The organism is Pseudonocardia sp. (assembly GCF_025965585.1).
Lineage (GTDB): Bacteria > Actinomycetota > Actinomycetes > Mycobacteriales > Pseudonocardiaceae > Pseudonocardia.
In genome coordinates this window covers 36,864-48,983 of record NZ_JAOPWR010000059.1, presented here as the reverse complement: position 1 = coordinate 48,983, position 12,120 = coordinate 36,864, and the positions used below count along the sequence as shown (strand labels likewise).

10 protein-coding genes and 1 riboswitch are annotated in these 12,120 nt (G+C 72.8%); of the genes, 7 read left to right on the top strand and 3 right to left on the bottom strand.

The features are described 5' to 3' along the window. Positions 1–5 precede the first annotated feature (5 nt). Positions 6–953 (bottom strand): type I pantothenate kinase, encoded by a 948-nt coding sequence (gene coaA / locus JWR81_RS03710; protein ID WP_297646572.1) that lies wholly within the window; start codon positions 951–953, stop codon positions 6–8. 256 nt (positions 954–1,209) lie between these two features. Here coaA and JWR81_RS03705 point away from each other — a divergent pair, with 256 nt between their 5' ends. Genes JWR81_RS03705 through JWR81_RS03695 form a run of 3 tightly spaced genes read left to right on the top strand, consistent with a single transcriptional unit; the run spans position 1,210 to position 4,153 of the window. Beyond that, positions 1,210–2,658, top strand: a complete 1,449-nt coding sequence (locus tag JWR81_RS03705) for a hemolysin family protein (RefSeq protein WP_297646570.1) — start codon at positions 1,210–1,212, stop codon at positions 2,656–2,658. A 7-nt stretch (positions 2,659–2,665) separates the two neighbouring features. Beyond that, entirely contained in the window at positions 2,666–3,715 is a 1,050-nt protein-coding gene (locus tag JWR81_RS03700) for a hemolysin family protein (RefSeq protein ID WP_297646578.1), read from the top strand. 33 nt (positions 3,716–3,748) lie between these two features. Then, a complete protein-coding gene (locus tag JWR81_RS03695) occupies positions 3,749–4,153 on the top strand; it encodes a PPOX class F420-dependent oxidoreductase (protein ID WP_297646568.1) in 405 nt (134 codons plus the stop codon). A 4-nt stretch (positions 4,154–4,157) separates the two neighbouring features. On the opposite strand, the gene JWR81_RS03690 is transcribed toward JWR81_RS03695, so the two are convergent. After that, positions 4,158–5,150, bottom strand: coding sequence for a right-handed parallel beta-helix repeat-containing protein (locus tag JWR81_RS03690; RefSeq protein ID WP_297646566.1), 993 nt, complete (start codon positions 5,148–5,150; stop codon positions 4,158–4,160). Between the two features lie 66 nt (positions 5,151–5,216). On the opposite strand from JWR81_RS03690, the gene JWR81_RS03685 reads away from it, so the two are divergent. Then, positions 5,217–6,119, top strand: coding sequence for a 3-methyladenine DNA glycosylase (locus JWR81_RS03685; protein ID WP_297646564.1), 903 nt, complete (start codon positions 5,217–5,219; stop codon positions 6,117–6,119). Positions 6,120–6,318: 199 nt separating this feature from the next. On the opposite strand, the gene gcvP is transcribed toward JWR81_RS03685, so the two are convergent. Continuing rightward, positions 6,319–9,174, bottom strand: a complete 2,856-nt coding sequence (gene gcvP, locus JWR81_RS03680) for an aminomethyl-transferring glycine dehydrogenase (RefSeq protein WP_297646563.1) — start codon at positions 9,172–9,174, stop codon at positions 6,319–6,321. Between the two features lie 152 nt (positions 9,175–9,326). After that, a riboswitch (glycine riboswitch) is annotated at positions 9,327–9,435 on the bottom strand. A 202-nt stretch (positions 9,436–9,637) separates the two neighbouring features. Between gcvP and JWR81_RS03675 the strand changes: the two genes are divergently transcribed. Genes JWR81_RS03675 through JWR81_RS03665 form a run of 3 tightly spaced genes read left to right on the top strand, consistent with a single transcriptional unit; the run spans position 9,638 to position 11,947 of the window. Continuing rightward, positions 9,638–10,057, top strand: coding sequence for a DoxX family protein (locus JWR81_RS03675; RefSeq protein ID WP_297646561.1), 420 nt, complete (start codon positions 9,638–9,640; stop codon positions 10,055–10,057). Positions 10,058–10,095: 38 nt separating this feature from the next. After that, positions 10,096–11,241, top strand: a complete 1,146-nt coding sequence (locus JWR81_RS03670) for an acyl-CoA dehydrogenase family protein (RefSeq protein WP_297646576.1) — start codon at positions 10,096–10,098, stop codon at positions 11,239–11,241. 1 nt (position 11,242) lies between these two features. Continuing rightward, positions 11,243–11,947, top strand: coding sequence for a GntR family transcriptional regulator (locus tag JWR81_RS03665; protein WP_297646559.1), 705 nt, complete (start codon positions 11,243–11,245; stop codon positions 11,945–11,947). The last annotated feature ends 173 nt before the right edge of the window (positions 11,948–12,120 follow it).

Below are 12,120 nucleotides of genomic sequence, written 5' to 3'. Positions count from 1 at the left end.
GCCGGTCACACCTTGCGCAGCCGGATGCCCGTCACGTTGTGGTCGGGCCCCTTGCGCAGCACCAGGCTGGCGCGGCCCCGGGTGGGGCGGATGTTGTGCTGCAGGTTGGGGCCGTTGATCTCCGACCAGATGCTCTCGGCCCGGGCCACGGCCTGCTGCTCGTCGAGCGCGGCGTAGCGGCGGAAGTACGAGTCGGGGTCGCGGAACGCGGTCTCGCGCAACCGCAGGAACCGGTCGACGTACCAGCGCCGGATGTCGTCGGTGGCGGCGTCGACGTAGACGGAGAAGTCGATGAAGTCGCTCACCGCGAGCGATCCCGAGACACTGGGCTGCAGAACGTTGAGGCCCTCGAGCAGCAGGATGTCCGGCCGGTGCACGGTCAGCCGTTCGTCCTCGACGATGTCGTAGACGAGGTGCGAATAGACCGGGGCGGTCACCTCGGCCCGCCCCGCCTTCACCGCGGTGACGAACCGCAGCAGCGCGCGCCGGTCGTAGGACTCGGGGAAGCCCTTGCTCGCCATGAGGCCGCGCCGCTCCAGCTCGGCGTTGGGCAGGAGGAAGCCGTCGGTGGTCACCAGCTCGACGCGCGGGTGCTGGGGCCAGCGGGCGAGCAAGAGCCGCAGCAGGCGCGCGGTCGTGGACTTGCCGACCGACACCGACCCCGCGATCCCGATGACGAACGGCGTGCGCGCGGTGTTCGCCCCGAGGAACGTGCGGTAGGCGCGGTAGAGCCGCCCGCCCTCCTGTACGTGCAGCGTGAGCAGCCGCGACAGCGGCAGGTAGACCTCGCGGACCTCGTCGAGGTCGACGGCGTCACCGAAGCTGCGGACGCGGTCGAGCTCCTCCGCCGTCAGGGGAAGGGGGGTGTTCTCACCGAGCTTCGCCCAGGACGTCCGGTCGAAGTCGACGAACGGCGAGGACGACTCGCGCGCACCCGTGCGGCTGCCGTTCATGACGTGTCAACCTAGATCCCGCTCGGACCCGGGTCGCACGGAGGTGACGCGCGGCTCACCACCCGCGGCGGTACGCGGAGGTCACCTGGGCGCCGTCCGGTAGGGCGCGCCGGGCCCCCCTACACTGGCCGGACCCTTCTCGAGGAGTCCCTCTCGTGCCCACCGCACGTCCCGCCGAGCCGGGCTGCAGTACGACGCCGGGCCCGTTCCGGCTCCTCCGCGCCATCGTCGGCGCCCCCACCCCCGTGGTCGCGCCGTGAGCGTCCTGTGGTCGCTGCTCGGCCTGCTCGCCGTCGTGGCCCTGACGGCCGGCACCGCCGTGTCCGTCGCGTCGGAGTTCGCCCTCACCGCGCTGGAGCGCAGCCAGGTGGACGCCCACGTCGCCGAGTACGGCGACCGGGCGGCCCGCCGGGTGCAGCGCGCCCACCGGGCCCTGTCGTTCCAGCTGTCGGGCAGCCAGCTGGGTATCACCGTCACCACGCTCGTCACCGGCTACGTGGCCGAGCCCGCCATCGCGTCGCTGTTCCAGCCCGGCCTCACCGCCCTGGGCCTGCCCGACGGCGTCGCCTCCGGCATCGCCACGGTGCTGGCACTGCTGCTGGCCACGACGGTGTCGATGGTGTTCGGCGAGCTCGTGCCGAAGAACCTCGCGATCGCCGACCCGCTGCGCGTCGCCCGCGCCGTCGTATGGCTGCAGAGCGGGTTCGCCCAGACGTTCCGCTGGCTGATCAGCGCGCTCAACGCCTCGGCCAACGCCATCGTCCGCCGGCTCGGGGTGGAGCCCGCCGAGGAGCTGCGCTCGGCCCGGTCGCCGCGGGAGCTCAGCTCGCTCGTGCGCAGCAGTGCCCAGCACGGCACCCTCGACGCAGGCACCGCGACGCTGCTGGACCGGTCGCTGCGCTTCACCGACCGCGTCGCCGAGGACCTCATGACGCCACGCGTGCGCGTCGAGTCGCTCGACGCCGACGAGACGGTGGCCGACCTCATCGCCGTCTCCCGGCGCAGCGGCTTCTCCCGCTTCCCGGTCTACGACAGCGACCCCGACGCCGTGCTCGGCGCAGTGCACGTCAAGCAGGCGTTCGGGGTCGCGGCGGCGGACCGCGCACGGGTCACCGTGCGCGAGCTGACGCAGTCCGTGCCCACCGTCCCGGAGTCCCTCGACGGCGACGCGCTGCTCACCAGTCTCCGCGAGTCGGGCTTGCAGGTCGCCGTGGTCGTGGACGAGTACGGCGGCACCGCGGGCATCGTCACGCTGGAGGACCTGGTCGAGGAGATCGTCGGCGACGTCCGCGACGAGCACGACCGGGCCGAGCAGGCCCGCGTGCGGCCGATGGGCCGCGGCGTCTGGCTGGTGTCGGGCCTGCTGCGCGGCGACGAGGTGGCCGACGCCACCGGGTTCGAGATGCCCGACGGGGCCTACGAGACCCTGGCCGGGCTCGTGCTGTCCCGGCTGGGGCGCATCCCCGACGTCGGCGCCGACGTCGCCGTCGACGGGTGGACGCTCACCGTGATGCGGCGCGACCGCCATCGGATCGCCGAGCTGCGGCTCGCCCGTCCCGATGCCGTCGACGGGCCCGAGGCGGTTGCCGCGACCCCGCGGCTCGTCCCCGTCGACCGCCCGCGCGACCGGGCCGCCACCCCCGAGCGGCCCCCCGGGAACGTCAACGGGAACGTCACCGACGACCGGGAGCACGTCCGTGGGTAACGACCTGATGGCCCTGCTCGCCACCGTCGCGTTGCTGGGGGCCAACGCGTTCTTCGTCGGCGCCGAGTTCGCGCTGGTCTCCGCCCGGCGCGACCGGCTCGACGCGATGGCCCGCTCGGGTGTCGCGGGCGCCGCCACGGTCCTCCGCGCCGGTGCCGACCTCTCGCGCATGCTCGCGGCGTCGCAGCTGGGCATCACGATCTGCTCGCTGCTGCTCGGCCGTCTCGGCGAGCCCGCTGTTGCACACCTCATCGAGGCTCCGTTCGCCTGGGCCGGGCTGCCGAGGGAGATCCTGGACCCGGTCGCGTTCGCACTCTCCCTGGCGATCGTCGTGATGGCCCACATGGTGATCGGCGAGATGGTGCCGAAGAACATCGCGATCGCCGGCCCGGAGCGCACCGCGATCAAGCTCGTGCCCCCGTTCCTCGTCTTCACCACGGTCATGCGGCCGCTCATCGAGCTGTTCAACGTGATGGCCAACGGCGTGCTGAAGCTGCTGGGGGTGGAGCCCCGCGACGAGCTGGAGGCGGCGTTCACCTCCGGTGAGCTGGCCGACCTCATCGCCGAGTCCGGCCGCGAGGGCCTCCTCGACGACGACGAGCACCGGCGCCTGGAGCGCACGATCAACTCGGTCGAGGCGATGGTGGCCGACGTGCTGGTGCCCCGGGACGAGCTGGTCACGCTCGGGGTGCGGCCCACCGTCGGGGACGTGGCCGTCGCCGTGGCCGACACCGGCTTCTCCCGCTTCCCGGTGCTCGCCGCCGATGGCCGGTTCGCCGGGTACCTGCACGTCAAGGACATCCTCGACCTCGTCGACGACCCCGAGGCCGAGGTGCCGCCCGAGCGCGTCCGGCTGCTGCCGGAGGTGCGCGCGGCCGCCCGGCTGGACGAGGCGCTGGCCGAGCTCCGCCGCACGGGCGCGCACCTGGGCCGGGTGAACGACACCCGCGGCGTCACGGTCGGGGTGGTGACGCTCGAGGACCTCATCGAGCACTACGTCGGCACGGTCTCCGACTCCACCCACACCACCGCGTCTGACGGGGTAGACCTGCCTTGACCTGAAGCCGGGTTCACGTCCGACGATGACGCCATGAGCACCTTCACCGCAGCCGAGCTGGACTACCTGCGCGGGCAGCACCTGGCCCGCCTCGCCACGATCGGCCCCGGCGGAGCGCCCCAGGTGCGCCCCGTCGGCTTCCTGGTCGACGCCGAGACCGGCACCATCGACATCCCCGGCCTGAGCAACCCCGACACCCAGAAGTGGCGCAACGTCGAGCGCGACGGTCGCGTGTCGCTGGTGGTCGACGACGTCGTGGCCGAGCCGCGGCAGCCGCGGGCGCTGGAGATCCGCGGGACCGCCGAGGTGCTGCCCGACGAGCACCCCGTGGCCGCCTTCCCGGGCGTCGCACCGGGCGTCATCCGGATCCATCCGCGCCGGATCCTCGCCTACGGCATCGAGGCCGACGGCCCGGGCAACCGGACCGTCGGCTCCTGACCGCTCAGCGGCAGGCCACGTTGGAGTAGCCCTTGGCTGCCTTGGTCACCGTGTTCGTGCAGGTCACGCGGTTGCGGTCCTTGTTGGTGGTGACGAGGAACCCGTAGCCGGTGCCGTTGACGGTGGCCTTGTTGCCGCTGAACACGTTGTCCAGCGCCCAGCCCGCGAGCACGGCGTGCACCTGGAAGCCGTCCACCGAGCTGGTGGTGCCGGTGTTCTCGCTGATCGTCCAGCCGTTGCCCTTGACGTCCACCCACGAGTCGGCGGCCGTCGTGCCGGCGCCGGTGAACGTGTTCTTGCGCAGGATCCCGCCGGTGGTGCCCTCCTTGATGTCCACCGCCTCGGCCGTGGTCGCCGAGACGGCGTTGAGCTCGATCACGTTGCGGTCGCTGCGGTCGGGCCCGCACGCCGTGAGCTCGCACCAGTTGCTCTGCGCGCTGCCCACGTACACGCCCTCGCCGATGGACGGCGTGCGCAGCCCGGCGCGCTGGATGGTGTTGGCGCGCACGAGGTTGTCGCTGCTGTTCGTGCGCAGGTGCAGGGCCTCGTCGCCGACGCCGTCGATCAGCAGGCCCTCGATGCGGTTGCCCTGGGCGTTGTCGGCCATCACGCCCTTCATGCCGCCGCGGACGGTGAAGCCGCTGACCTGCCAGTACGCCGCGCCGTCGAGGTGGACGGTGTAGCCGCGGTCGATCGCGCCCGCGGTGAGGACGGCCGTGCGCGGGCCGCAGAGCGCGATGGGCTTCGCGCTCGTGCCCTTCGCGCGGGCGACGAAGGTGCCTGCGTAGGTCCCGGGCGCCAGGGTGATCATCGTGCCCGGCACGGCCGCCGCGAGGGCCTTGGTCAGGGCGGCCGCGGTCGAGACCTTCACCGCCGTGGACGACGAGCACGTCGTGGACGGCGGCGGCGTGGCCGCGTGCGCCACGCCGGCGGGGAGGAGCACCGCCGCGACGGCCGCGACGACACCTGCGGCGAAGGTCCTGATCGTTCGGTTCACGGGTGCTCCTGCATTCGGCGTAACGGCGCTGGCGACAGTGCTGTCGAACGGGACCTTCCGGACGTTATGGCCGAGGGATCCGCTTCATCAGAAACAGGTACGGTCGAGCCCGTGGAGCTGCTCGACGGGCCGGTGTGGCGTGCTCGCGCCGATGCCCACCGGGCGCGCGTCGAGCGTTGGACGCTCCCCCACCGCGAGCGCAGGCGCCGCCACGAGGCGCACCCGGTGATGGATTTCCTCTTCACCTACTACTCGCTGCGCCCGGTACGGCTGGAGGAGTGGCACCCCGGCCCCGGGGTGGCGCTCCGCGACGCGGAAGAGTTCCTCGACCGGCCGGGCTACGTCCGCGACGGAGACGGTCTGCGCCTCGACCCGGCGCAGCTCCCCGAGCGGCTGGGGTCCACGGCGGAGTTCGTGCGGGCCCTGCTCGTCGCCACCGCGTCCCGGCCGCCGCGGCTGGGCTGCTTCGGCCTGCACGAGTGGGCCATGGTCTACCGCACCGACGCACCCCGCCACGGCGCCGTCCCGCTGCGGCTGGGTGCCGCGGGCACCGACGCGGTCGTCGAGCAGCTCCCGATCCACTGCACGCACCACGACGCGTTCCGGTTCTTCACCGTCGCCGCGCGCCCCCTCAACGCGCTGACGCCCGAGCGCGCCGACCAGGCGGAGCACGAGCAGCCCGGCTGCCTGCACGCCACCATGGACCTCTACAAGTGGGCGTACAAGCTCGCTCCCGTCACGCCGTCGGAGCTGCTGGCCGACTGTTTCGCCCTCGCCGTCGACGTGCGCGAGCTCGACATGCGGGCGAGCCCGTACGACCTGGCCGATCTCGGCTACCCGCCGGTCCGCATCGAGACCCCCGCCGGCCGCGCCGAGTACGCCCGCGCCCAGGCGGGCTTCGCCGAGCGTGCCGCTCCCCTGCGGTCCCGGCTCGTCGCGGTGTGCGACGAGCTCGCCGTCACGATCTGATCCCGCCGCTCCCCTCGTCGTGGTCGAGGCGTTGCCGGTCGGTCATCGTTTGATCGACGATTCGATGGCGTCAATGATTGCTTGACACCGAAAGATACGGGCGACGAGGTATCACGGCGCGGATCCGCGCCTCATGGAGATGGCGGGTGGGCGCTGGAGGGGGCCCACCCGCCAGGGTGTTCGGCCCGCCGTCAGCGGCTCAGGAGTACGCCTCCACGGGCGGACAGCTGCAGACGAGGTTGCGGTCGCCGTGGGCGCCGTCGATGCGCCGGACCGGCGGCCAGACCTTGTGGTCGTGCACACCCGGCGTCACGCCGGTCGGATAGGCGGCGAGCTCGCGGCTGTAGGGGTGGTTCCACTTGTCGGCGATGCACGCCGCGGTGTGCGGGGCGCCGCGCAGTGGGTTGTCCTCCACCGGCCACTCCCCCGCCGCCACCCGGTCGATCTCCCCGCGGATGCCGATCATGGCGTCGACGAAGCGGTCGATCTCGGCGAGGTCCTCGCTCTCGGTGGGCTCCACCATGAGCGTGCCCGCCACCGGGAAGGACATCGTCGGGGCGTGCAGGCCGTAGTCGGCGAGCCGCTTGGCCACGTCGTCGACGGTGACGCCGGAGGCCTTCGTGATGCCGCGCAGGTCGAGGATGCACTCGTGGGCCACGTGCCCACCGGCGCCCGCGTAGAGCACCGGGTAGTGCTCGCCGAGGCGCTTGGCGACGTAGTTGGCCGCGGCGATGGCGGTCAGGGTGGCGCGCCGCAGGCCCTCGGCCCCCATCAGCCGCACGTACGCCCACGAGATCGGCAGCACACCCGGGCTGCCGTGCGGAGCGGCCGACACCGCGCCGACGGTCCCGCGGCCGGGAAGGAACGGCGCCAGGTGCTCGGCCACGGCCACCGGTCCGACGCCGGGCCCACCGCCGCCGTGCGGGATGCAGAACGTCTTGTGCAGGTTCAGGTGACTGACGTCGCCGCCGAACGCCCCCGGCCGCGCCACGCCCACCAGCGCGTTGAGGTTCGCGCCGTCGACGTAGACCTGGCCGCCGGCCTCGTGGACGGCCTCGCACACGTCGCGCACGGTGGCCTCGTACACGCCGTGCGTGGACGGGTAGGTGATCATCAGCGCGGCGAGGGAGTCGCGGTGGTCGGCGATCTTGGCGCGCAGGTCGTCGAGGTCGACGTCGCCGGTCGGGCTCGTGGCGACGACGACCACCCGCATGCCCGCCATCACGGCCGACGCGGCGTTGGTGCCGTGGGCGCTGGCCGGGATGAGGCAGACGTCGCGGTGGTCGTCGCCGCGGCTGCGGTGGTAGGCGGCGATGGCCAGCAGCCCGGCGAACTCACCCTGGCTGCCCGCGTTGGGCTGCAGCGACACCGCCGCGTACCCGGTGAGCTCGGCGAGCCAGCGCTCCAGGTCGGCGATCAGCTCCAGCGTGCCCGCGGCGTCGCTCTCGGGGGCGAAGGGGTGCAGGTCGGCGAACGCCGGCCACGTGATGGGCTCCATCTCGGTGGCCGCGTTGAGCTTCATCGTGCACGAGCCGAGCGGGATCATCGTGCGGTCGAGCGCGAGGTCGGCGTCGGCGAGGCGGCGCAGCCAGCGCATGAGCGAGGTCTCCGAGCGGTGCTCGTGGAAGACAGGGTGCGACAGGTAGTCGCTGGTGCGGGTGAGCTCCGCCGGCAACGCGTCGTCGGTGGTGGCGTCCAGCGCCGTGGCGTCGGCCTCGATCCCGAACGCGGCCCAGACCGCCTCCACGTGCGCGACGGTGGTCAGCTCCGAGCACGCGATGCCGACCGTGTCGGCGTCCATCCGGCGCAGCGCGATCCCGGACGCGTGGGCGGCATCGGCGACCGCATCGGCACGGCCCGGCACGCGGGCCTGCACGGTGTCGAAGAACGCCCCGTGCACGACGTCCGCTCCCCCGGCCCGCAGCCCGGCGGCGAGCACCGCGGCCATCCGGTGGGCGCGCCGGGCGATGCGGCGCAGGCCGTCGGGGCCGTGGTAGACGGCGTAGCAGGCGGCGACGACGGCGAGCAGCACCTGCGCGGTGCAGATGTTGCTGGTGGCCTTCTCCCGGCGGATGTGCTGCTCGCGGGTCTGCAGGGCCAGCCGTAGCGCGGGGTGGCCGTCCGCGTCGAGGGAGAGGCCCACGAGACGCCCGGGGAGCTGACGGGAGAGCTTCTGGCCCACCGAGAGGTAGCCGGCGTGCGGCCCGCCGTAGCCCAGCGGCACGCCGAAGCGCTGCGTGGTGCCGACCGCGGCGTCGGCGCCGAGCTCGCCGGGCGGGGTGAGCAGGGTCAGCGCGAGCAGGTCGGCCGCGACTGCGACGAGCGCGCCCCGCTCGTGAGCCGCGTCGATCAGGGGCGCGAGGTCCCGCACCGCCCCGGACGCACCGGGGTAGGAGAGCAGGACCCCGTAGAACTCGCCCTCGGGCAGACCGGCCGACAGGTCGGCCACCACCAGCTCGATGCCCAGCGGCGCAGCGCGGGTGTGCAGCACGTCGAGGGTCTGGGGCAGGGTGTCGGCGTCCACCACGAACCGGGGCGAGGCCGCCTTCCCGGCGCGGCGCAGCAGCGTCATGGCCTCGGCGGCCGCGGTGGCCTCGTCGAGCAGCGACGCCCCCGCGACGGGCAGCCCGGTGAGGTCCGAGACGGTCGTCTGGAACGTCAGCAGCGCCTCGAGCCGGCCCTGGCTGATCTCGGGCTGATAGGGCGTGTACGCGGTGTACCAGGCCGGGTTCTCCAGCACGTTGCGCCGGATCACCGTGGGCGTGACCGTGCCGGAGTAACCAAGCCCGATCATCGGGACGGTCACGGTGTTGCGCTCGGCCAGGCGGCGCAGGTCCGCGAGCACCTCGGTCTCCGTGGCCGCGGCCGGGAGGCTCGACGGGGCAGGCTCGCGGTCCTGGATGCTGTCCGGCACCGCCGCGGCGGCCAGCTCGTCGAGGGAGCCCGCGCCGATGGCGGCGAGCATCGTGTCCAGCTCGGCCGGGCGGGGGCCGATGTGGCGGTCGGCGAACGGGGTGCCCCGCTCCAGATCCTGGAGGGAAGGTCGCTCAGACAAAAGGGGCTCCTCGAGACTCGGGCGGCGCGGGGCACTGCCCTCCCCCTCTGTCTCCGCCCGGTACCCGGGCGCCTGAGAGATTCACCCGGATCGAACCGGGCTTTCCCCGTCGGCGGACGCCCAGCATTGCGGGCGTCGCTTTCCAGAGGCGTCTCGCCAACGCGGTCCTGGCTGCCTGAGAGGTTCCGGGGAGGATTTGCTCCTTCGGCGCCCGGCTCTGTCCCTTCATTCGGGAGTCCGGGTCTCTCCCGCGCTGGTTCGGCGACTGCGCCGCCCACTCTAGCCGGTGGTCAGGGCGATGCGCCCGTGCGTCCGGCCCCGGTCGCGTCGCACGCGCGTTCCTCCCGGCGCGCGCGCAGCTCCGTGCACGCCCGGCACAGAGGGCGCGCGCCGACCGATGACTCGCGCTCGGCGCGCGGGTCTCCCCTGTGTCCGTTCCGCTTCGGCTCACCCAGGAGTTCCCATGACCACCACGACCCGCCCCGCCGTCCCGATCAGCCGCGCCGCCGCCGTCACGGGCATCGTGCTGACCGTCGGCCTCACGCTGTTCCTCGCCTTCGACTGCATCACCAAGCTCCTGCAGGTGCAGGCCGTCGTCGACGCGACGGTGCAGATGGGCTTCCCCGCATCAGCCGTGCCCGTCGTCGGGGCGACGCTGCTCGGCTGCCTCGCCCTCTACCTGGTGCCGCGGACCTCGCTGCTCGGTGCGGTGCTGCTCACCGGCTACCTCGGCGGCGCCGTGTGCTCGCAGCTGCGCGTCGAGGCCCCGCTGTTCTCGACGCTGCTCTTCCCCGTCTACACCGGGATCGTCGCCTGGGTGGCGCTCTACCTCCGCCACGCCGGCCTGCGGGCGATCGTCCGCGACCTCGTCACACGCAGCTGACCGAGCACGAACTCTATATTATGTTGACGCCCGTGGAGCTGAGCACCGAGGAACAGGCCGTCGTCGACGTCGTGCGCGAGTTCGTGGACCGTGAGGTCCGCCCCGTGGTCCGCGAACTCGAACACGCGAACGAATATCCCGAGAAGCTGATCGAGCAGATGAAGGAGCTCGGGATCTTCGGGCTCGCCATCCCGGAGCCCTACGGCGAGGCGCCGGTCTCGATGCCCTGCTACGCGCTGGTCACCGCCGAGCTCGCACGGGGCTGGATGAGCCTCGCCGGCGCGATGGGCGGCCACACCGTGGTCTCCAAGCTCCTGCTGGCCTTCGGCACCGAGGAGCAGAAGCAGCACTACCTGCCGAGGATGGCCACCGGCGAGGTCCGGGCCACCATGGCGCTCACCGAGCCCGGCGGCGGGTCGGACCTGCAGGCCATGACCACCCGCGCCACCCGCGACGGCGACACCTACGTTGTCGACGGCGCCAAGACCTGGATCACCAACTCGCGGCGCTCCCAGCTCATCGCGCTGATGTGCAAGACCGACCCCACCGCCACTCCCCCGCACAAGGGCGTCTCGATCCTGCTGGTCGAGCACGGCCCCGGGCTCACGGTCTCCAAGGACCTGCCCAAGCTCGGTTACAAGGGCGTCGAGTCCTGCGAGCTGCTCTTCGACGGCTACCGCGCCCCCGCCTCGTCCGTGCTCGGCGGCGTCGTGGGCAAGGGCTTCGCCCAGATGATGAAGGGGCTGGAGACCGGCCGCATCCAGGTCGCGGCCCGCGCCCTCGGCGTGGCGCGCGCCGCCTTCGACGACGCCCTCCGCTACGCCCAGGACCGCGAGAGCTTCGGCCAACCCATCTGGAAGCACCAGTCCATCGGCAACTACCTCGCGAACATGGCCACCAAGATCACCGCAGGCCGCCAGCTCATCCTCTACGCCGCCGACAAGTACGACGCCGGCCAGCGCGCCGACATGGAGGCCGGCATGGCCAAGCTCTTCAACTCCGAGATGGCCATGGAGGTCGCGCTGGACGCCGTCCGCATCCACGGCGGATACGGCTACTCCACCGAGTTCGACGTCGAACGCTACTTCCGCGACGCCCCGCTCATGATCGTCGGCGAGGGCACCAACGAGATCCAGCGCAACGTCATCGCCTCGCAGCTGGTCAAGCGGGGCGGACTCGGCTGAGGTGGACTTCCCGAAGCAGCAGCTCAGCGAGCGGGTGGCCAGCCACATCCGCGAGGCGATCATGGTCGGCGAGCTGCGCGCCTCGGAGTTCATCCGGGTCGAGCACCTCGCCACCCGGCTCGGTGTCAGCGCCACCCCGGTGCGCGAGGCCCTCATGATCCTGCAGAGCGAGGGCACGGTGCGCTGGGAGCCGCGCCGTGGGTTCCGCGTGGTGCCGGTCGAGCGCGGCGACGTGCACGACCTGTTCGCCGTCCAGGCCCACATCGCAGGCGAGCTCGCGGCCCGCAGCGCGACGTTGCTGCCCCGCACCGAGATCGACCGGCTGCGCGCCGTCCAGCGCGACCTCGAGGCGGCGGCCCGCGCCGGCGACGCCACGCGGGTGGACCAGCTCAACCACGAGATCCACCGCACGATCAACAAGGCCCCCGGCGCCCACCGCCTCACGTCGATGCTGGTCATGACCGTGCACTACGTGCCGCTCGACCACTTCGGCCGTGTCGAGGGCTGGGCCGAGGCGTCGGCGCACGACCACGACGCGATCTTCGACGCCCTGGCCCGTCGTGATCCCGGCGCCGCCCGTGCGGCGATGGAGGAGCACGTGCACCACGTCGGCCGACTGCTCGTGGACCATCTGGCCGAGCGTGGCGCCTTCGACGACGGCGGGGCGGCCGGGCGCGGTGACGACCTCGTGACCCACGCGCCGTAGCTCCACGGACGCCGGAGCGGCGGGGAGCGGCACGCTCTCCCATGACCACGAAGCCCCGCCGCCCGCGACCACCGCCGCCTACCACCCGCAGGCGATGATCTCGTTCGGCGTCTCACTGCCCGCCGTCGGCCTCGCGCTGTGGAACCAGGCCCGTCTCGACAGGCTGCCGGCCG